Here is a 20224-nt window from a genome sequence, read left to right as displayed (position 1 = left end):
TCTAGTTCTTCACGGTGTCTTCGAGGAAGAACCGCCCGAGCGGGTTCTGGTAGAAGCCGTCGATATTGGACCGTGAGACGTTGCGGTACGGGCTGTAGTAGAGATCGATCCAGTTCACGTCGTCCTTGGCGATTTTCTGAAGTTCGACATACATGTCCTCGCGTTTGGCCGAATCCATTTCCACGCGAGCATCGGCCACGAGCTGCTTGACCGTGTCGTTGCTGTAACGGGTCATGTAGTTCATGTTGGTGTCGTGGCCGAGGACGAAGGTCGTCTTCTGGTCCGGGTCGAGAATGTCGTTCGTCCAGTACATGACCGACAGGTCGTAGTCACCGGCGACCAGCATGTCCCAGGTCTGGCTCGGGTCCATCTTGATCAGGTTGACGGTGATCCCGGCCTGGGCGAGCTGTTGCTGCAGCAGGATGGCGATCTGCTCGTCGACCTCGTCGCCGGCATTCACCAGGTAATCGAGCGTGAGTCCTTCAGCGCCTGCATCGGCCAGCATCTGCTTGGCTTTTTCAGGATCGTAGGGGCGCTTGAGATTGTCCGCATAATGGTAGAGGGCGCCCTTCGGGATAAAGGAATAGGCGATCTCGCCGATGCCGAAAGTGACCGCGTCCACGACCGCCTTCTTGTCGATGGCGAAATCAAGAGCCTGCCGGACTTCCTTCTTCGCCAGCTCGGGGCTCTCGTGGTTGATCAGAAGATGATCCTCACGGGTGGATGGATCCAGTTCAACCTTCAGATCCGGGTTCTGTTTGAGTTGCTCGATACGGGAGAAGGGCACGAAGATGGCGGCATCCAGCTCACCGGCCTCGATCTTCAGCATGCGGGTATTGTCGTCGGGAATGGAGATCCATTCCACCCCGTCGAGCGACACCCGGTCCGCTTCCCAGAATTCGGGGTTCTTGGCGAGAATGACCCGGTCGCCGCGCAACCAGTCGTCGACCACGAACGCACCCGAGGCGACAGGTTTTTCCGCATAGGCTTCAGGCCCCATGCTTTCCATGCCCGCCTTCGAGATGATTGACGCGCCGGGCATCGCCAGGGACGAAAGGAAGGGAGCGGAGGCCTCCGACAACGTGAGGACAAGTGTCTTTGGGTCAGGTGTCTCCATGTTCGAGATGACCTTGTAGGAATCGCTCCACAGCGACCCTTCGTCGTCGCGGATGCGTGTCAGACTGAAGGCGGCATCCTCTGCGGTGATCGGCGATCCGTCCGAAAATTTCGCGTCGCGCATGGTGAAGGTGTAGGTGAGGCCGTCGTCGGAGACCGTCCAGCTTTCGGCGAGACCCGGTTCCAGCTTTGTCCCTGTCTTGTCGACGCGTACCAGAACGTCATAGACATTGGCGAAGACCCAGAAATCGATGTTCTGGGCAGTCTTGATCGGGTCGAAGGTGGAGGAATCCTCCCGCCGTCCGATGGTCAGTACACCTGCTGCTTCCGCGATGCTTGTACCGAGTGAGAGCGCCGAGAGGGCGGTTGCCGCCGCTAGGCGTATGAGTTGACGTTTTTTCATCTGTCCTGTTCCCCTTTTATGGTCGGTTCAGCTTCTGATCTCCCCGGGAGGGAGAATGCATGCGGCCCTGTGGGGCCCATCTGGGCCCAGCTGGGGCGGCTCGCCGGTGCTGCATACTGGTAGGGCTTTCGGGCACCGGGGATGGAAGGCGCATCCGGAGGGAAGCGCGATGGGACTGGGAGGTTCGCCGGCCAGCGGGTTTTCGGGCAGGCCGCGATCCGGGTCGATGTCTGGAATGGCACTCAGCAGTGAAGCCGTATAGGGATGCCGGGGAGCCGTGAACACCTGTTCGGTCGGTCCGGTCTCGACGATCCTGCCCAGATACATGACAGCGACCCGGTCGCAGAGACGGCGCACGATGGCAAGGTCATGGGCAATGAAGATGATCGCCATGCCGATCTGCTCGCGCAGATCCATCAACAGATTGATGATCTGTCCCTGGATCGAGACGTCGAGCGCGGCGACGCATTCGTCCGCTACGATCAGCTTCGGTTCGACCGCAAGAGCCCGCGCGATGCCGACCCGCTGGCACTGGCCGCCGGACAGGTCCAGTGGCCGAGAGCGGGCATAGCCCGCATCAAGGCCGACCAGATTGAGAAGCTCCGCGACCCTGTCGGCAACCCATTCGGGGGGAACTTTCTGGTGGACACGCAGCACTTCCGCGATCGCGTCGCCGACACGCATGCGCGGATTGAGCGCGCCGTAGGGATCCTGAAAGATCATCGCGCTCTGTCGGCGTAACTGGTTCAGGTCGCCAAGCGTGGCCCGCGCGATATCGACACCGTCGAAATTGATTTCGCCCGATGTCAGTTCTCCGAGCCGAAGGATGGCACGCCCGAGGGTGCTCTTTCCGCTCCCGGATTCGCCGACAAGGCCAAGGGTTTCGCCGGGCATGACCGAAAGCGACACGTCGTTGACGGCCCGAAGAGGCGGTGTGCGCAGCGCCGGGATCAACCCCTTGCCGCCGAAATGCACGTTCAGCCCGGTCGCTTCCAGTAATGGGACGGGTTTGGCACTCATGGCGCTGCCTCCACCAATTCAGGCCCGATCGGGTGGTGGCAGGCGACAGAATGACCGGGCTCCGAGGACACAAGTTCCGGACCGACCGCCGAACAGGTCCCGTCGGCGCGCGGACAGCGGGGATGAAACCGGCAGCCCGGCGGCATGTGTCCGACACGCGGCGGCTGGCCGGCGATGGTGCGGACCCGTTCACCCGGCTGTCCCTCGGCCGGCTGGCAGGCGACCAGTCCGGCGGTGTAGGGATGCCGGCCGTTGCCGATCACCTCGCGCTTGCCGCCGAGTTCCACGATCCGTCCGCCATACATCACCGCGACCCTGTCGCAGATCTGCGAGACGATACCCAGGTCATGGGTGATGAAGATGATGGAGACCCCGCGCGCGTCGCGCAGGTCGGTGAGGAGTTTCAGGATCTGCGCCTGAACCGTCACGTCAAGGGCCGTTGTCGGTTCGTCGGCGATGAGAATGTCCGGGTCGCAGGCCAGCGCAATGGCGATCATCGCGCGCTGACGCATGCCGCCGGAAAATTCGTGCGGATAGGCATCGTAACGCCGTTCCGGATCGGGAATGCCGACCTGCCTCAGGATTTCCACGGCATGATCGCGGGCCGTCCTCCCGGTCACGGCCTTGTGGAAGCGGATGCTCTCTGCGATCTGCTTGCCGATGGACATGACCGGGTCGAGATGGCTGGACGGGTTCTGGAAGATCATGCCGATAGATCCGCCGCGCACGGCGCCCATGGCGCGCTCGTCAAGCGACAGGATATCCTCGCCCTTGAGGAGTGCGCTGCCGCCGGATATCGCCAGGCGGCTGCCCGGCAGCAATTGGATCAGAGCCCGTGCGGTCATGCTCTTGCCCGAGCCGCTTTCCCCGACCAGCCCGAGAATTTCTCCGCGCCGCAGGTCGAAGGCGACCCGGTCCAGGATTGTTTCCGGCGATCCGTCGCCGCTGGTGACCACCGACAGGTCGCGCACGCTGAGAACGGTCTCGCTCATTCGCGCACCCCCAGCAGTTCGCCCAAACCGTCGGCAAGCAGACTGAACCCCATGGCCAGCGTCACGATGGCCATGCCAGGAAATGTGGTGATCCACCAGGCGGAAGTGATGAAACTCTGACCTTCCGCGATCATGATGCCCCATTCGGCCGTGGGCGGCTGCACCCCGAGACCGAGATAACTGATCGCCGCTCCGTTGAGCAGGACCAGAACCGCGTCCGACATGGAAAAGACCACAGATCCGAGGATCGCATTGGGCAGCAGATGGCGGAAAATGATCCTGGAGTGGCCGTAGCCGAGGCTGGTGGCGGCCAGGACAAAATCGGAGGACTTGATCACCAGGATCTGTGCCCGCACGAGACGGGCATAGGAGACCCAGCCAACCAGGGCCATGGCGACATAGAAGCTGGACAGGCCCGGTTTCAGTATGACGATGATCGCCATCATCAGGACCAGGAACGGAAAGGCCAGCACCACGTCGATGATGCGCATCAGGACCGTATCGATCCAGCCGCCGAAATAACCGGCGCAACTGCCGAGCGTCGTTCCGATCACAAACGGGAAGACAACGCCGAACAGGGCGATCTGCAGATCGATCCGCGCACCCCAGACGATGCGCGAAAGGATGTCCCGGCCGAAATTGTCGGTGCCGAACCAGTGGGCGGGGCTCGGCGGCTGCAGGCGGGCAGCAACATCCTGAAAGATCGGGTCGTAGGGCGCAATGACGGGCGCAAGAACAGCCAGAGCGAACCAGATCAGCAGGATCGTGCCGCCGAGATAAAGCGGCAGCGGACCGCCTCCGAACCTCAGGCGGAAGCCGGTGCGCGCCGTTTCCGTTCGCACGAGGCTCATAGCTTGACCCTCGGATCCGCGGCGACCGTCAGGATGTCCGCCAGGAAATTGACCAGAACGGTGGCCAGCGCGAAACACATGGCGACGCCCTGCACGACCATGTAGTCGCGGGTGAAGATGCCGCGGACCAGTAACTGCCCCATGCCGGGAATGGCGAAAACGCTTTCCAGAACCACCGTTCCGCTGATCAGCCAGCCGATATTGATGGCCAGCAGGTTGATGGTCGGCACCAGCGAATTCGGCATGACGTGCCGCCAGAACACCTGTCCTTCCGGGAGGCCGCGGGCGCGGGCCGCCGTTGCCTGGTCGGAATTGAGCTCGGCCAGGAGACTTGCGCGCAGGTTCCGCGTGAGAACCGCGGACAGGGCCAGGGCCGCCGTCAGGCAGGGCAGCACCATATGGTGAACCTTGTCCAGGAAGGTGCGGCCGTAACCGCTCACCGGAAACAGGTCGAGCTGCACCGAGAACACGATGATCAGCATGATGCCCAGCCAGAAGGCGGGGAATCCCAGTCCGGCGGTGCTGACAAGGCGGATCAGGTGATCGGCGAGGGAGCCGCGCTTGCGGGCTGCGATGGCCGCCAGCGGGACGGCGATCAGGAGCGCGAGGCAGACGGCGCCGGTGACCAGAACGGCCGTCGGCTCGATCCGGGTCGCGATCAGTTTCAGGACGTCGACCTTGTAGAGGATCGACTTGCCCATTTCCCCGCGGAAGAGGTTCTTGACGAAATAGAGATATTGCATCCAGAGCGGTTCGTTGAGGCCGAACTGTTCGCGGATGCGCTCGATCGCGCTGGCGGTGCTGCGTGGTCCCAACAGCACGCGGACGGGATCGCCCGGTATGGAGCGGATGAGAACGAAGGTGATGATGCTGATGCCCACGAGGACGGGCAGCAGTTGAAGCGGGCGGAAAAGGACGAAGCGATATCGGTTCAACGGCGGCCTCAGGCTCTGTTTCGCTTCAGGAAGTCAAGAAGCACGGGGTAATAGGCATCCGGTTCCTCGTAAAACGGCATGTGGCTGCTGTTGGGAAACACATGCAGTTCCGCATCCTTCAACGCGAGTTTCATCTTCATCGCGCAGGCGGGTGTCAGTTCGTCGTGCTGGCCGGTGGTGATCAGCGCGGGGACCTGGATGCGCGGCAGGTCCGGGACACGGTTCCAGTCCTTCAGATTGCCGACATAGAGAAACTCGTTCGGCCCCTGCATGGTTTCGTAAGGGGCCTTGTTCCAGTCGTCCAGCGACCGGTTTATCGGCGCGGGCCATGTGCTCAGGCGGCATACGTGACGGTAATTCAGCAGGGTGATCGCAGCCTGATATTCCGGATGGTCCATCGTTCCCTGCGCTTCGTGACGCTGCATCATCGCCACGGTCTCCGAGCCGAGGGCACAGCGCAGGCGGTTCAGTTCGTCGGCAAGATGCGGCATGTCGGCGACGGTGTCTTCCAGGATCAGCGTCTTCAGCGCCTCCGGATAGGTCAGTGCATAATCGATCCCCAGCCAGCCGCCCCAGGAATGTCCCAGAAGATGCACCTTGCCGAGGCCAAGCGCCCGGCGCACGGTCTCCACTTCTTCCACATAGCGGGAGATGTTCCACAGGGAGACGTTGTCCGGACGGTCGGAGCGCCCGGTGCCGAGCTGATCGAAGGCGACGACCCTGTAGCCTTCCGCGGCCAGGCAGGAATGCGCCTCGCGCAGGTAGTCGCAGGGCAGGCCCGGGCCACCGTTCAGGCACAGGACGACCTCGTCGCCCGCGCCGAAACTGTAGGTCTTGACCGTATAGCCGTCCACGGTAACGTCCCGGGTCTGGTCGGGCTCAAGCTCGCGCCACATATCAGCAGTTCCTGCCTGTTCGTTGCATTTTCGGATCTGTCGAAAGGCTAGGAGCGGAGCCCGGAGGCCGCTAGCTATCAATTGTTATAGAATGACGGACCCGTTGCCGATTGCTCGGAAATGACTAATATGTGCTCATGAGTAAGAATGGGGCAATTCAAAAAGCCGTCGGCTGACTTGTCCCAAGGCCGGACCCCGGCTCCTCTTTTCGCAGATAGGTGGTTTTCCGGAATGCTGGAAACGCTGGATGTTCTTGATCAGACGCTGTGCAAGGCGGCAACTCTGGACGACAAGGTGGAAGCCGCGATGGTGTCTCTCAGCGCCATCGGCTTCACGTCGCTGGTCTATGACTACACACCCGTGGTCAGGAGCTTCGAGGGAGACCTGATGACCCCGTCCCACCTGAGTCTGAGGAACGTCCCGGACGACATGCGTTCGCTCTGGTGCGACGCCGGGTACTACCAGAAGGACCCGGTCCAGCTCATGGCGATCCGCTCGACGACACCTTTCATCTGGTCCTACCGGCAGACGCGCGACAAGACCCAGCTCACCAATTTCATCTGCCAGGACCACGAACCGGTGGTGTCGTACCTGCACGATGCGGACCTGACCTGCGGCATCACCGTGCCTGTGCATCGGACCCGTGGCGACATGGCGACCTTCACGGCGATCCAGAAGGGGGCAGGGCGCCGGTTCGTCAAGGAAGCGCGCGAACATCTGGCGGTGTTCGGCCTGCTTGGGCAGGTCTTTCACGAACACGCCTATCCGCTGTTGAGCGAGGAAGAGCGGCGAACGGGCAAGACCAGACTGACACCGCGCGAACGGGAATGCCTACTTTATTCATCCGAGGGGCTGACCGCCAAGGAGATCGCCTACAAGATCGGCCGCTCCGTGCCCACCGTCATCCTGCACATCAATTCCGCGACGAAGAAGCTCGGTGCGCGCAACCGGCTGCACGCGGTCATGCTCGCCAGTCACTACCGCTTGCTGGATGGGTAGCCGGGCCGGACCTTCAACCGCATTTCTATAAGAATTGAGAGCTTATCGGGCGCTTTCTCTACCGACTAACCTGTTGAGGCTGCTAACAGGAGGTTGCAAGAGTGCGCATGCTGATGATCGAGAATTACGCGCCCTTCGGTGCCTACAGGACCTGGTATCGCATCACCGGAGACCTCGGCAGCGGGCGGACGCCGCTGATTGTCGTGCATGGCGGGCCTGGCTGCACCCACGACTATGTGGATGCTTTCGCGGACCTTGCGGAAAACGGGCGGCCGGTCATCCACTACGATCAGCTGGGCAACGGCAATTCCACGCGGTTGCCGGAAAAGGAGGCCGAATTCTGGACGGTCGATCTGTTTCTTGCCGAACTGGACAATCTGATCAATCACCTCGGGATCGCCGGCGGTTACATGCTCCTGGGCCAATCCTGGGGAGGCATGCTGTCCAGTGAGCACGCCGTGCGCAAACCGGACGGCCTGAAAGCGCTGGTCATCGCCAACTCGCCGCCGAGCATGCGTCTGTGGGTGGAGGAGGCCAACCGTCTGCGGCGGGATCTGCCGGACGATGTTCAGGAGACACTGCTGGCACATGAAAAGGCGGGAACGATCGCCAGCGAGGCCTACAAGGCCGCATCGATGGTGTTTTACGGACGTCATGTCTGCCGGGTGGTGCCCTGGCCGGCGGAGGTGGCACGCACCTTCGAAATCATGGACGGCGACTCAACCGTCTACAATGCCATGAACGGGCCGACGGAATTTCACGTCATCGGCACGTTGAAGGACTGGTCGGTGATCGACCGGCTGCATCATATCGACGCGCCGACCCTGTTGATCTCGGGCCGCCATGATGAGGCAACTCCGAAAGTGGTCCAGCCCTTCGCGGACAAAATTCGCGACGTGCGCTGGACCGTCTTCGAGGACAGCAGCCATATGCCGCATGTGGAGGAACGCAAGGCCTGCATGCAGGTCGTCGGAGCGTTTCTGTCCGAATTCGACTGAGCCGGCAGCTTTACCTGTAGATCAGGTTCGGCAGCCACATGGAAAAAGCCGGCACGAACGTCAGCAGCAGCAGAACCGCCACCAGAGGCACCAGGAACGGGGCCGTCGCCGTCACGCATCGCTCGAAGGGCACTTGCGCAACCTTGGACAGCACGTAGAGCACCATGCCGACGGGCGGTGTCAGCAGGCCGATCATCAGGTTCAGGATCATGATGATGCCGAAGTGGACAGGATCGATGCCGAGACCGACCGCCACCGGCAGCAGCACCGGCGTCAGGATGGTGATCGCGGCGATGGTTTCCATGAACAGTCCGATGACCAGCACGATCAGCGTGATGATCAGGAGCAGGGCGATCTTGTTGTCGGTGAAGGCGACCATCAGCTCGGAAAAATGCCGGGCGGTCTGGTTGGCTGTCAGGATCCAGGCGAAGATCGTCGAGGCCGCAACGATGAGCATGATCGCGGCGGTCGTTTCCACGGTTTCGAAGGAAACCTTCAGGATTTTCCGGAAGTTCAGCGTGCGGTACACCCCCACGCCGAGAAAAATGCACCAGGCGACGGCGGCAATGGCCGCCTCGGTCGGTGTGAACAAGCCGAACATGATGCCTCCGATGATGATCATCGGTGTCATCAGCGGCAGCAGCGCATCCAGAAACGTGCGGCCCAGGCGGCCGAGCCGGAAATCCAGGTCGCGCGGATAGTTCCGGCGGCGTGAATACCAGGACACCATCGCCATCAACGCGAGCGCCATCATCAGACCGGGCACGATGCCGGCCATGAACAGCTGGCCGATGGACGCGTCCGCGATCACACCGTAGATCACCAGAGGCAGGGACGGGGGGATGATCGGCCCGATGGTGGACGAGGCCGCCGTGACACCGACCGCGAAATCCGTGTCGTAGCCGGCATCGCGCATCGCCTTGATCTCGATGTTGCCAAGCCCGCCGGCATCAGCCACGGCCGCACCGGACATGCCGGCGAAAATGACGCTGGCGCCCACGTTGACGTGTCCGAGACCGCCATGCATCCAGCCGACCGCGGCGCGCGCGAAGGCGAAAATGCGGGTGGTGATGCCGGCGGAATTCATCAGGTTGCCGGCCAGGATGAAGAACGGAACCGCAATCAGGGGAAAGGAATTGATGCCGTTGACCATGTTGGCCAGCACGATCATCGGCGGCAGGCCCTCAAAGACGACGAAGGCCAGGCAGGCCAGTGCCAGGGCAGCGGCGACCGGAACGCCGATGATCATGAGCACAAAGAGAAACAGGATCATCAGGACGATGGCCATGCGCAAACTACTTTCGTTCAATCGGTGGTCAGGTGGTCGTCCATCGACCGGACGATGTCCTCCGGCGATTGGCGCAACCGGCGCCACAGCCACAGGGCCGAGTAAATCGTCATGATGCCGAGCGAGATCACGCAGATCGTGTAGATCCAGGCCTTCGGGATCGGCAGCGAGATCATTTTCTGGCGGGTCTTCTGGGTCAGCTCGATCCCGATCCAGGTCATCGCCCCGAAGAAGCCCAGGGTGATTGTCTGCGAGAGAAGGGTCAGCCCCTTTGCGGCGACAGGCGGAACGATGCGCATCAGGAATTCCAGCGTGATGTGCGCGCCGCGCCGTGTGGCCGTGATCGATCCCAGAAAACAGACCAGGATCAGAAGATAGCGTGCCACCTCCTCGGTCCAGGCCAGGGAGTCGTTCAGAACATAGCGGGTGAAGAACTGCAGGAACACGACCACCGCCAGGATCCAGAAGACGAGGATACCGGGCGCATCGATCCAACGGATGGCGCTGAGGTCGGTCGACGTGTCTTCGAACTGCAGCAGGTCGGGCGCGCCACCGGCGCGCCCTTTCCGGTCTTCAACGGCGGTGGGATCGTTCGATCCGGCCGCCGTTTCGGTGTCCTGGCTCATTGAGCGAGAGCCTGTATCCGTTCATAGTGCTCCTGGGTGTAGGGCACCTTGGATTCGTCTGTCAGGATGGGAGCGACCGCGGCCTGAAAGGCAGCCTTGTCGACTTCATTCACCTGAATGCCCTGGTCTACGAACCATTGCGCCAGATCCTGCTCGGACTGGTAGATTTCGTCCGCGTTCTGCGCCAGTGCGTCCTTGACGACCGCATCGACGATCGCCGCGTCGTCTCCCAGTTGGCCGACGGCGTTCTCGGAGACCACGACAATCAGCGAGTTGCCGATATGACCGGTCAGATTGATGTTCGACTGGACCTCGTAGAATTTCTTGAACTTGATGGTCGGCAGCGGGTTTTCCTGCGCATCAACGACACCCTGCTGCAGGGCCAGATAGACTTCCGAGAAGGCGATGGGCGTCGGATTGGCGCCGACAGCGTTCGGGAACAGCACCATGAGCGGCGAATCCGGAACGCGGATCTTCAGGCCTTGCATGTCCGCCGGTTTGGTGATCGGGAATTTCAACGTCACATGCCGATAGCCGTACCAGGTGATGCCCATCACCGAATGACCGGTGGCGTCCCGGTAGCCGTCGGACAGCTCCGTGAACAGGTCGCTGTCGCGGTAGGCTTTCCAGTGATCATAGTCCTTCAGCATGAAGGGATAGTCGGAAATGGCGATCGGGCCAAAGTCGCGCTCGGCGAAACTGGGGCCTGTGTAGATCATGTCGACCGAACCGATGGTCAGGCCTTCGTTGATCTCTGCTTCCTTGCCGAGGGATGAGGCCGGAAACACCGTGATTTCAACACGGCCTTCGGTCTTGTCCTTGATCTGTTCGGCGGCCCACAGCGCCCATTTGTGATAGCTGGAGCCTTCTTCGTAGACGTGCGCCCATTTCAGGTCGGCAGCCCAGGCCTGGCCGGCAAGGCCAAGCGTCATGGCGGCGGCCATCAGGCCCCGCGTCATCGTTCTTCCAATCATGTCAATCCTCCCATCGGCCGGGAACGAGCTCCTCAACTCGGGTGGCCGTAATTTGTATAACTAGTATACAAGATAATTTACGTATATGACGTAGTGTCGCATTGCAACTCAAATCGAGTAGCCAGGCAGCAGGCGGCCTGTTAGTGGAGTGCCCGGAACAGGGTGAATCCTTTAAGTTTTGAGGCGGATCGATGCCGTGCCTCAATTCGCGCCATACCCGGTTTTCGGAGACGAGATGGCCGCACCACCGAAAAAATCGCCTTTGCAGCGGGCGAAAACGCGCAAGCCGAGGGCACCGAACTCTCCGCCGCGCAGCTCCGCGGCAAAAGTTCCCGGGCAGGCTAGGCGCAATTCCGAAATCGTCTACCGGGATCTGCGCGATCAGATCATGAACCTCACGCTGTCGCCCGGCACCCCGCTGGCCGAGAACGACATCGCTGACAGATACGGCCTCAGCCGCACTCCGGTCCGCGAAGCGATCCTGCGTCTGGCGGAGGAGCGTCTCGTCAACGTCTTCCCCAAATCAGGAACCTTTGTGGCCAGAATACCGATGACGGAACTGCGGGAGGCGATCGTCGCCCGGAAGGCGCTGGAAGAAGTCTGCGTCCGCGAAGCGACCGTGAAGGCGAGCGAGAGCTGGCGGGCAGAACTGAGGGCCATCGTCCAGCGGGAGCGTGACCTGGCAGAAGCCGGTGACGCCCAGTCCTTCCACGAGGCCGACAATGCCTTCCATGCCGGGATCGCGGCGGCGGGCGGTTATCCGGGCATCTGGACCATGATCGAGAAGATCCGACTCCAGGTGGAGCGGTACCGCCGGCTGACCCTGCCGCAGGAGGGCAGGATGAACCTGGTCGCCGATGAACACGCGGCGGTGCTCGATGCGATGGAGCAGGGCGATGCGGATACGGCGGTTGCGCGCATGAACAGCCATCTGAACAAGCTGCAGATCGACATCGGGACCTTCAGGCACCTCTGGCCGGACTATTTCCTGTTCGACGACCAGTAGCGCCGGGCAAGCGGGACCGGTCGGCGGCACCGGACAATGGCATCGGGCAGGGCGCCGTGCGGACCCGTGCCTGTCGGCCGTTCGAAAACCTCATTGTTCCAGATGAAGGCCCCGGAACTCCTTGACCGTGCTCAGGCTGAGCAGGGTTTTCATCTGCGAGACCGACGGGATCTGGGACAGCCGGTTCCGGTAGAGCTTTTCATAGGCCGCCGTATTCTTCGTGATCAGCCGGATCAGGTAGTCGAATTCTCCCGAAATCAGATGACACTCCAGAACCTCCGGCATGCGATCTATCGCGTCCTCGAACGCGGTGATGTCGTCCTTGCGCTGGCTGGTCAGTTTGACCTCGATGAAAACCTGGATCTCCAGGTTGAGGGCCGCGCGGTTCAGGCGCACCGTGTATCCGGAAATGAAACCGTTGGCCTCCAGCAGCTTGACCCTGCGGTGGCAGGCCGAAAGTGACAGCCCGATTTGCTCGGAAAGCTTCGCCATGGAGACCCTGCTGTCCTTTTGCAAGGCTGAAAGAATTTTCTGATCAAGCCCATCCATGAAAAAATTTCCGATTTTTCCCAGTAATTTCAACAATTATTCATAAATTATCCGAAATCGATCAAAATTCGAGAACATTTCTGTTTTTTAGCAGGGTAAATTCTTCCTACGGCAAATTGCCGCATGACAGGGGAACAGAACATGTCAAAGAAAATCGTCGTCGGATATGACGGCAGTGAAGGCGCCGCGAATGCGCTTGAATTCGCAGCTGGTCTCGCCAAGGCCAGTGGGGCCGGACTTGTGATTGCTCATGTGTTGGAGTGGTCGCCCTATACCTTCCTGACACCCAATGAAATCGAGGAACGTCACGCGAGGCGCAAGGAGGAGCTGGAACGCGCGGACAAGGCGGTTTTGGCGCCTGTTTTGAAGAAACTGGAAGGCAGTGGCCTGGAAGTCACCTCGGCGCTGCGCTACGGCCACATTGCGGAAACGCTGATCAAGATTGCCGAAGAGGAACACGTTGAACATCTGGTGATCGGCCGAACGGGCCATTCCAGTCTTTCGACCCGCATCTTCGGCTCCGTGGCCGGCAGCCTGGCGCAGGCCGCTCCGGTGCCGATCACCATCGTTCCGTGATTTCAGAAGGTGAATTCCAGCATGAAAAATTTCAGCGCTGCGGCTTTTGCCGCGACAGCCTCGCTCTGTGCGTCCGCACCGGCCATGGCTCAAACGATCGATGAACAGGTCAATGCCGTGTTTGCCAGCTCGACGGGCTGGTTCGTCAGTTTCATCTTCAGTCCCTTTCCCGGAACGTCGTTCCCCTGGATCGTGGCCTGGCTCGTGGTCGCGGCCACGATCTTCACGCTCTATTTCGGTTTCATTCAGTTCAAGGCGTTTCCGCATTCCATCGCGCTGGTGCGCGGTGACTACTCGGATCCGAATGATGCCGGAGAGGTCAGTCACTTCCAGGCCCTGGCAACCGCGCTGTCGGGCACCGTGGGTCTGGGCAACATTGCAGGCGTGGCCGTTGCGGTCGGCATCGGCGGGCCCGGGGCAACGTTCTGGATGGTCCTGGCCGGTCTCATGGGCATGGCGTCGAAATTCACCGAGTGCACGCTCGGCGTGAAGTACCGCAACGAATACGCGGACGGCACGGTGTCCGGCGGCCCGATGTACTACATGACCAAGGGTTTCGAGGAACGCGGCTTCCCCGCAGGCAAGGTGCTGGCCGTCGTGTTCGCGGTTTTCTGTATCCTCGGCGCGCTCGGTGGCGGCAACATGTTCCAGGCCAATCAGGCGCATGCCCAGATCTCGAATGTCGTGGGTGACTATCCGGGCTGGATCACGGGCATCATCTTTGCCGGGATCGTGTTCGCGGTCATCGTCGGCGGTCTGAAGTCCATTGCTTCGGTGACCGAAAAGGTCGTGCCCTTCATGGGGGTTCTCTATGTCGTCACCGCTCTGGTGATCATTCTCATGAATGCCGACAAGATCGGCTGGGCCTTCGGTCAGATCTTCGAAGGCGCTTTCAGCGGTCTGGGTGTTGCGGGCGGCATGGTCGGTGCGCTGATCCAGGGCTTCAAGCGGGCAGCCTTCTCCAACGAGGCAGGCGTCGGTTCGGCCGCGATCGCCCACTCCGCCGTTCGCACCAAGGAACCGATCACGGAAGGCTTCGTCTCCCTGCTGGAGCCGTTCATCGACACGGTCGTCATCTGCACCATGACCGCTCTGGTCATCATCATCACGGGGCAACTGGTCGCGGATCCGACAACGGGCCTCTACTTGCTCAACGAGAGCGGCTCGGCCATTCAGACGGTCGAGGGCAATTCCGGCGTGGCCCTGACCTCGGCGGCGTTCTCCTCGGCCTTCGGCTGGTTCCAGTACGTGCTGGTGATCGCGGTGGTGCTGTTTGCCTTCTCCACCATGATCAGCTGGTCCTACTACGGGCTGAAAGCCTGGACCTTCCTGTTCGGCGAAGGCAAGTCAAAGGAACTGGTGTTCAAGATCCTGTTCTGCATCTTCGTCGTGATCGGCGCGGCTGCGAGCCTGGGGCCGGTGATCGACTTCTCCGACGCGGCCATTTTCGCCATGGCGGTCGTCAACATCATCGCGCTTTACGCCCTGATGCCGATCGTCAAGAAGGAAATGAACAGCTACCTGAGCCGGCTGAAATCCGGTGAGATCAAGAAGTTCAAATGAGAACGTTCCTGATCTGGTGAAAAACCGAAGCCGCCCTTCGCAGGGCGGCTTTCTGCTGACGAACCCTCGGTTCGCCATTCCGGACAAGTGCGGCAAGGCTGCGCGATGGTCCGGAAGCCGCAATGTCAGTGCGAGCGAATGCGAGCGCCACAGCAATTCAAGTATCAGAAATCATGAATAAAGACGCGTTAGCGGCGCGAAGTTGACGCTAGAGCATGTCGCATTTAAACGGAAAAATCAGCATCGCTTTTTGCGTTGGAACTCCCGGTTCCAGAAAGCGAAAAGCGATTCCGATTAAATGCGAATTGCTCTAGGCTCCGGCTCTGGCCATGCAGCTCTGCTGCAGACCGTTCGGGAATGTTTGTCTCAGGTGATGTCATGATGGGACTGGTCTCCCGGAAAGAAATTCCGGGAGACCAGTGACAGGCGACCGTGCCGGGGTGACCCGGATGGGGAATTGGTCCGGTAAACCTGAGCTGCGATCCCCGGCATCCCCCCACCCTCGGGGTCACCCCGGACGCAGCGCAGCGAAGATCCGGGGCCTACTCGTTCGCAGAGGCTTTGTTGGGTGTCCCGGAGAACGCGGCATATGCTGACCTTCTGGCAAGCGTAAGGAGCGCAGCCGTTCGCAGCACGGCTTGCGCAAACCGCTGCTACCTCAGCAAGCGGCATCGCGAGTAGGCCCCGGCTCTGCGCTGCGCTTGGCCGGGGTGACGCCGAGGGAGGCGATCAGCATCTCTTTCTTTCAACAGAGTTGATGACCGCCCGAATATGTCAACAAGCTGAGCCACCCCGGGGCCGGGGTGGCTCGAAGTCGAAAAGACTGCCTTCTCAGCTGATCTGGGTCAGCAGCTTGTCGAGGCTGGCCTTGGCGTCGCCGTAGAACATCCGCGTGTTTTCCTTGTAGAACAGCGGGTTCTCGATACCTGAATAGCCCGTGCCCTGGCCGCGTTTGGAAACGAAGACCTGCTTGGCCTTCCACACTTCCAGCACCGGCATGCCGGCGATCGGCGAATTCGGGTCTTCCTGTGCGGCCGGATTGACGATGTCGTTGGAGCCGATCACGATGACGATGTCCGTATCCGGGAAGTCCTCGTTGATCTCGTCCATTTCCATGACGATGTCGTAAGGCACCTTGGCTTCGGCCAGCAGCACGTTCATGTGGCCGGGCAGGCGCCCGGCGACCGGGTGGATCGCGAAACGGACAGTCTTGCCCTTTGCGCGCAGGCGCCGGGTCAGCTCGGCGACATTCTGCTGGGCCTGTGCCACCGCCATGCCGTAGCCCGGAACGATGATGACGCTGTCCGCGTCTTCAAGCGCGGCGACCACACCATCGGCGTCGATGGCGATCTGTTCGCCTTCCACTTCCATCGCCGGCCCGGTGGTGTTGCCGAAGCCGCCGAGGATCACGGAGATGAACGAGCGGTTCATCGCCTTGCACATGATGTAGGACAGGATCGCGCCGGAGGACCCGACCAGGGCACCGACGACGATCAGCAGATCGTTGCCGAGCGAAAAGCCGATGGCCGCCGCGGCCCAGCCCGAATAGGAATTCAGCATCGACACCACCACCGGCATGTCGGCGCCGCCGATGCCCATGATCAGGTGATAGCCGATGAAGAACGCCAGCAGCGTCACCAGGATAAGCGTCCAGATGCCCGCGCCGTTCAGGAACAGGATCAGCAGGATCAGGCTGAGGATGCCCGCACCGGCATTGAGCATGTGGCCGCCCGGCAGCTTTTCCGCCTTGGAGGTGATCTTGCCGGCCAGCTTGCCGAAGGCGACGACCGACCCGGTGAAGGTGATCGCGCCGATGAAGACGCCGAGAAAGACCTCGACCTTGAGGATCGACTGTTCGACCGGGCTCTTGTGCGCCAGGATCGCGGCAAACCCTTCCAGGGCTTCGCGTTCCTCGGCTCCCATGGCGAGGACCCGTCCGAGTTCGATATCAGCGTTGAAGCCGACGAAAACGGCGGCCAGGCCCACCAGCGAATGCATCGCCGCAACCAGTTGCGGCATCTCGGTCATCTGCACGCGCTGTGCCACGTAGTAACCGATGATCCCGCCGCCGGCGATCAGCAGCACCGACAGGAGCCACAGGCCGGAGCCCGGGCCGATCAGCGTGGCGGCAACCGCCAGCGCCATGCCGGCAATGCCGTACCAGACCGCGCGTTTCGCGCTTTCCTGCCCCGAGAGGCCACCAAGAGAAAGAATGAACAGTACAGCTGCAACCACATAGGCAGCCGTCGTGAAACCGAATTCCATGGCTCGGCCTCCTTAGGATTTCTGGAACATGGCAAGCATGCGCCTGGTGACAAGGAAACCGCCGAAGATGTTGATCCCGGCCATGAAGATGGACAGACCGGCCAGCAGGATCACCAGGAAGGACCCGGACCCGATCTGCATTATGGCGCCGAGGATGATGATCGACGAAATGGCGTTGGTCACCGCCATGAGCGGCGTGTGCAGGGCGTGGCTGACATTCCAGATCACCTGGAAACCGACGAAGACGGCGAGCACGAAGACGATGAAATGCTGCATGAAGCTGGCCGGGGCGATCAGCCCCACGAGCAGCAGCAGAAGACCGCCGCCGACCAGCAGAGACACTTGCTGCCTGGTCTGCGCCTTGAAGGCGGCAACTTCTGCGGCACGCTTCTCCTCCGGCGTCAGCTCTTTCGGCTTTTCCTTGGGTTTGGCCGCGATGGCCTGAACTTTCGGTGGTGGCGGCGGGAAGGTTATTTCGCCTTCATGGGTCACCGTCGACCCGCGGATGACGTCGTCTTCCATGTTGTGAACGACCCGGCCGTCTTTCTCCGGTGTCAGGTCGGTCATCATGTGACGGATGTTGGTGGCATAGAGCGTCGAGGCCTGTGTCGCCATCCGGGACGGGAAATCGGTATAGCCGACGATGGTCACGCCATTGTCGGTGACGACCTTCTCGTCCTTGACCGTGCCTTCCACGTTGCCGCCGCGCTCGGCGGCGAGATCGATGATCACCGAGCCCGGCTTCATGGCCTTGACCATGTCTTCCAGCCACAGTTTCGGCGCGTCGCGGTTCGGGATCAGCGCCGTGGTGATGACGATGTCCATTTCCGGGGCGAGTTCGCGGAACTTGGCGAGCTGGGCTTCCCGGAACTCGGGGGAGGAGACACTGGCATAGCCGCCGGTCGCGGCGCCGTCCTGCTGCTCTTCCTTGAAATCCAGATAGACGAATTCCGCACCCATGGATTCGACCTGTTCGGCCACTTCCGGGCGGACGTCGAAGGCATAGGTCACCGCGCCGAGCGACGTGGCCGTGCCGATGGCGGCAAGACCCGCGACACCGGCGCCGACGACCAGCACCTTCGCCGGCGGAACCTTGCCGGCGGCGGTGATCTGGCCGGTGAAGAATCGGCCGAAGTTGTTGCCGGCCTCGATCACCGCACGGTAACCGGCGATGTTGGCCATGGAGCTGAGTGCGTCCATCTTCTGCGCGCGCGAGATCCGCGGCACCATTTCCATGGCGATCACGCTGGCACCCTTGGCCCTGGCAGCTTCAAGTCCGGTTTCGTTGCCGCCCGGGTTGAAGAAGGAAATCAGGGTTTTGCCCTTGGCAAGATAGCCTGTTTCCTTTTCGTCCGGCTGACGCACCTTGGTAATGATGTCGGATCTTTTCCAAAGGCTCGGGGCCGTCTTGACGATTTCAACACCCGCTTCCTGATAGGCCGCGTCGGAAAAACCGGCGGCCTTGCCGGCGCCGCTCTGTATGAGGCAGGTATACCCGAGCTTCTGCAGCTGCTTTGCGGACTCCGGCGTCATCGCCACCCGGTTCTCCCCGGGAAAGGTTTCCTTTGGTGTACCGATTATCAGGGCTTCAGGCATGCGTCGCTCCAACAAGGTGTCGAGGAAAGGGATGATCGGTTGACCTGGCGAATGGACTCCCCCGCATCGCCCGGTCCCTCACAAACATGAGGCGAATTTAGAAACGATATTCTTACTGATGACAAGGTGTGATTGCCTTGAATATGCACGGTTTCGCCACACTTCGGCTGCGGCCCATAGCGGGACATTTTCACGGCGTGGGCGCGGTTCCAGGATCCGAAACGGCCCCGAAACGGCCCCGGAACGGGACAATGGCCCGGTTTCCCGGAAAGGACGGCTTTCACGAAAACGGTCCCGGGCCGCCGTTCTCAATTCGGTTTGACCAATTGCCGCACAGGCGCATTTGCTGACGCGGCGGACGGACGCGCTTCGGTCCGTCCGCCGTCGTCCGGTGCTACTCCGCCGCGTTGCCGAGGCCGGTCTTGGCATCCAGGTCGCTGGCGTCATGGCGCTCCGCAAGCTGCTCGTGGTCCTCGCCCGTGACCTTGTTGACCATGCGGCCGCGCACGACAGCGGTGCGGGCGTCGATCTTCTCGGCCCATGCGGTGAGGTGCTTGTATTCGTGCACCGACAGGAATTCTGCGGCGCCGTAAGCCCGCCCGAGTACCATGCCGCCATACCAGGGGAAGATCGCGATGTCCGCGATGGTATAGTCGTCCCCGGCAATGTAGGGCCGCTCGGCAAGGGTCTTGTCGAGCACGTCGAGCTGGCGCTTGGTCTCCATTGCGAAACGGTCGATGGGATACTGGAATTTCTCCGGCGCATAGGCGTAGAAATGCCCGAAGCCGCCGCCAAGATAGGGGGCGGACCCCATCTGCCAGAACAGCCAGTTCAGGGTTTCCGTGCGCGCCGCCGGATCCTGCGGCAGGAATTCTCCGAATTTTTCCGCCAGATAAAGCAGGATCGAGCCGGATTCGAACACGCGTGTCGTGGGCTGCGTCGAGTGATCGACCAAGGCCGGTATCTTTGAATTCGGGTTCGCACCGACAAAACCGCTGGAGAACTGGTCGCCGTCGCCGATCCGGATCAGCCAGGCATCATAGTCCGCGCCTGCGTGGCCGCGTGCCAGCAGTTCTTCCAGCATCACGGTGACCTTGACCCCGTTGGGCGTCGCCAGGGAGTAAAGCTGCAGGGGATGCTTGCCGACCGGCAGCTCCTTGTCATGGGTCGCGCCTGAAACGGGCCGGTTGATACTGGCGAACTGGCCACCGCTCGGCTGGTCCCAGGTCCAGACTTTTGGCGGGGTGTAGGTGAGGTCACTCATGAAGCATGTCTCCGCAACGGGTCAGGCATTGATCGGCGGCGAACGGCGACGCGCCTGCGCACGCAACCTATCGCAATCTTACGATAAAATAGGCGGCGGCAGTCGCAATGCCTAGTACCGTTCTCGGTTTGGAGGGTCTAAATTGCGCGAAGTGATAAAAAAATAGAACCTGGTTGTCGTCAGTTCTCCTGTTGCAATCCATTGATGCTGCGTTGGCGGTCAAAGTTAGGATGTGTTTTCACCATCGACCCGCATGGGTTAATCGGGCATGCTCTGCTGATTGCAATCGGAAGGCAGCATTTTGGCA

16 protein-coding genes and 1 pseudogene are annotated in these 20224 nt (G+C 61.2%); 5 read left to right on the top strand and 12 right to left on the bottom strand.

From position 1 onward, the window contains the following. Window position 1: 1 nt before the first annotated feature. The 5 genes and pseudogenes from AC0VX3_RS18935 to AC0VX3_RS18915 all read right to left on the bottom strand — a co-directional run bounded on the left by AC0VX3_RS18935 (window position 2) and on the right by AC0VX3_RS18915 (window position 6213). Window positions 2-1519: an ABC transporter substrate-binding protein gene (locus AC0VX3_RS18935; RefSeq protein WP_475521808.1), complete on the bottom strand. Its 1518-nt coding sequence runs from the start codon at window positions 1517-1519 to the stop codon at window positions 2-4. Between the two features lie 27 nt (window positions 1520-1546). Next, window positions 1547-3531, bottom strand: a pseudogene (locus AC0VX3_RS18930) (dipeptide ABC transporter ATP-binding protein). Continuing rightward, entirely contained in the window at window positions 3528-4382 is an 855-nt protein-coding gene (locus AC0VX3_RS18925; RefSeq protein WP_475521807.1) for an ABC transporter permease, read from the bottom strand. Before AC0VX3_RS18925 ends, AC0VX3_RS18930 begins: the two are co-directional and overlap by 4 nt. Continuing rightward, window positions 4379-5317, bottom strand: coding sequence for an ABC transporter permease (locus AC0VX3_RS18920; RefSeq protein ID WP_342893977.1), 939 nt, complete (start codon window positions 5315-5317; stop codon window positions 4379-4381). Before AC0VX3_RS18920 ends, AC0VX3_RS18925 begins: the two co-directional genes overlap by 4 nt. An 8-nt stretch (window positions 5318-5325) precedes the next feature. Then, a complete protein-coding gene (locus AC0VX3_RS18915; RefSeq protein ID WP_475521806.1) occupies window positions 5326-6213 on the bottom strand; it encodes a proline iminopeptidase-family hydrolase in 888 nt (295 codons plus the stop codon). A 231-nt stretch (window positions 6214-6444) separates the two neighbouring features. Between AC0VX3_RS18915 and AC0VX3_RS18910 the strand changes: the two genes are divergently transcribed. Continuing rightward, window positions 6445-7212, top strand: a complete 768-nt coding sequence (locus AC0VX3_RS18910; RefSeq protein ID WP_342893979.1) for a helix-turn-helix transcriptional regulator — start codon at window positions 6445-6447, stop codon at window positions 7210-7212. A gap of 107 nt (window positions 7213-7319) precedes the next feature. Continuing rightward, window positions 7320-8210, top strand: a complete 891-nt coding sequence (locus AC0VX3_RS18905) for a proline iminopeptidase-family hydrolase (RefSeq protein WP_475525207.1) — start codon at window positions 7320-7322, stop codon at window positions 8208-8210. A gap of 10 nt (window positions 8211-8220) precedes the next feature. Here AC0VX3_RS18905 and AC0VX3_RS18900 read toward each other — a convergent pair whose 3' ends face one another. From AC0VX3_RS18900 to AC0VX3_RS18890, 3 genes are read right to left on the bottom strand one after another with little or no spacing between them, the layout of a single operon-like run. Beyond that, window positions 8221-9519 (bottom strand): TRAP transporter large permease, encoded by a 1299-nt coding sequence (locus tag AC0VX3_RS18900; protein ID WP_342893980.1) that lies wholly within the window; start codon window positions 9517-9519, stop codon window positions 8221-8223. Beyond that, window positions 9516-10124, bottom strand: a complete 609-nt coding sequence (locus AC0VX3_RS18895) for a TRAP transporter small permease (RefSeq protein ID WP_475521805.1) — start codon at window positions 10122-10124, stop codon at window positions 9516-9518. The genes AC0VX3_RS18900 and AC0VX3_RS18895 overlap by 4 nt, the downstream gene beginning before the upstream one ends. After that, the gene (locus tag AC0VX3_RS18890) at window positions 10121-11098 is read right to left on the bottom strand and encodes a sialic acid TRAP transporter substrate-binding protein SiaP (RefSeq protein WP_475521804.1); all 978 of its coding nucleotides are present in this window, start codon (window positions 11096-11098) and stop codon (window positions 10121-10123) included. The genes AC0VX3_RS18895 and AC0VX3_RS18890 overlap by 4 nt, the downstream gene beginning before the upstream one ends. Before the next feature lie 235 nt (window positions 11099-11333). On the opposite strand from AC0VX3_RS18890, the gene AC0VX3_RS18885 reads away from it, so the two are divergent. After that, a complete protein-coding gene (locus tag AC0VX3_RS18885; protein WP_475521803.1) occupies window positions 11334-12104 on the top strand; it encodes a GntR family transcriptional regulator in 771 nt (256 codons plus the stop codon). 90 nt (window positions 12105-12194) lie between these two features. On the opposite strand, the gene AC0VX3_RS18880 is transcribed toward AC0VX3_RS18885, so the two are convergent. Then, complete coding sequence (locus AC0VX3_RS18880; protein ID WP_475521802.1) at window positions 12195-12653, bottom strand: Lrp/AsnC family transcriptional regulator; 459 nt, start codon at window positions 12651-12653, stop codon at window positions 12195-12197. Between the two features lie 141 nt (window positions 12654-12794). Between AC0VX3_RS18880 and AC0VX3_RS18875 the strand changes: the two genes are divergently transcribed. Both AC0VX3_RS18875 and AC0VX3_RS18870 read left to right on the top strand, forming a co-directional pair. Then, window positions 12795-13229 carry a universal stress protein gene (locus tag AC0VX3_RS18875; RefSeq protein WP_348150493.1) on the top strand — a complete coding sequence of 145 codons (435 nt, stop codon included), beginning with the start codon at window positions 12795-12797 and terminating at the stop codon, window positions 13227-13229. Window positions 13230-13250: 21 nt separating this feature from the next. Continuing rightward, window positions 13251-14792 (top strand): alanine/glycine:cation symporter family protein, encoded by a 1542-nt coding sequence (locus AC0VX3_RS18870; RefSeq protein ID WP_342893986.1) that lies wholly within the window; start codon window positions 13251-13253, stop codon window positions 14790-14792. 831 nt (window positions 14793-15623) lie between these two features. On the opposite strand, the gene AC0VX3_RS18865 is transcribed toward AC0VX3_RS18870, so the two are convergent. The 3 genes from AC0VX3_RS18865 to yghU form a co-directional block, all read right to left on the bottom strand. Next, complete coding sequence (locus AC0VX3_RS18865; RefSeq protein ID WP_475521801.1) at window positions 15624-17057, bottom strand: NAD(P)(+) transhydrogenase (Re/Si-specific) subunit beta; 1434 nt, start codon at window positions 17055-17057, stop codon at window positions 15624-15626. A 12-nt stretch (window positions 17058-17069) separates the two neighbouring features. After that, entirely contained in the window at window positions 17070-18641 is a 1572-nt protein-coding gene (locus tag AC0VX3_RS18860; RefSeq protein ID WP_475525206.1) for a Re/Si-specific NAD(P)(+) transhydrogenase subunit alpha, read from the bottom strand. 406 nt (window positions 18642-19047) lie between these two features. Next, window positions 19048-19917: a glutathione-dependent disulfide-bond oxidoreductase gene (gene yghU, locus AC0VX3_RS18855; protein WP_475521800.1), complete on the bottom strand. Its 870-nt coding sequence runs from the start codon at window positions 19915-19917 to the stop codon at window positions 19048-19050. Window positions 19918-20224: the final 307 nt, after the last annotated feature.

The sequence above is a fragment of the Roseibium sp. QJM3NY_11 genome (assembly GCF_056173175.1).
This window is presented reverse-complemented; position numbering and strand designations above follow the sequence as displayed.

Excerpts from the sequence above, each read along its gene's own strand:
- AC0VX3_RS18935 (WP_475521808.1), bottom strand. The coding sequence starts at position 1,519 with ATGAAAAAACGTCAACTCATACGCCTAGCGGCGGCAACCGCCCTCTCG.
- AC0VX3_RS18925 (WP_475521807.1), bottom strand. The coding sequence starts at position 4,382 with ATGAGCCTCGTGCGAACGGAAACGGCGCGCACCGGCTTCCGCCTGAGG.
- AC0VX3_RS18915 (WP_475521806.1), bottom strand. The coding sequence starts at position 6,213 with ATGTGGCGCGAGCTTGAGCCCGACCAGACCCGGGACGTTACCGTGGAC.
- AC0VX3_RS18910 (WP_342893979.1), top strand. The coding sequence starts at position 6,445 with ATGCTGGAAACGCTGGATGTTCTTGATCAGACGCTGTGCAAGGCGGCA.
- AC0VX3_RS18905 (WP_475525207.1), top strand. The coding sequence starts at position 7,320 with ATGCTGATGATCGAGAATTACGCGCCCTTCGGTGCCTACAGGACCTGG.
- AC0VX3_RS18895 (WP_475521805.1), bottom strand. The coding sequence starts at position 10,124 with ATGAGCCAGGACACCGAAACGGCGGCCGGATCGAACGATCCCACCGCC.
- AC0VX3_RS18890 (WP_475521804.1), bottom strand. The coding sequence starts at position 11,098 with ATGATTGGAAGAACGATGACGCGGGGCCTGATGGCCGCCGCCATGACG.
- AC0VX3_RS18885 (WP_475521803.1), top strand. The coding sequence starts at position 11,334 with ATGGCCGCACCACCGAAAAAATCGCCTTTGCAGCGGGCGAAAACGCGC.
- AC0VX3_RS18880 (WP_475521802.1), bottom strand. The coding sequence starts at position 12,653 with ATGGATGGGCTTGATCAGAAAATTCTTTCAGCCTTGCAAAAGGACAGC.
- AC0VX3_RS18875 (WP_348150493.1), top strand. The coding sequence starts at position 12,795 with ATGTCAAAGAAAATCGTCGTCGGATATGACGGCAGTGAAGGCGCCGCG.
- AC0VX3_RS18870 (WP_342893986.1), top strand. The coding sequence starts at position 13,251 with ATGAAAAATTTCAGCGCTGCGGCTTTTGCCGCGACAGCCTCGCTCTGT.
- AC0VX3_RS18865 (WP_475521801.1), bottom strand. The coding sequence starts at position 17,057 with ATGGAATTCGGTTTCACGACGGCTGCCTATGTGGTTGCAGCTGTACTG.
- yghU (WP_475521800.1), bottom strand. The coding sequence starts at position 19,917 with ATGAGTGACCTCACCTACACCCCGCCAAAAGTCTGGACCTGGGACCAG.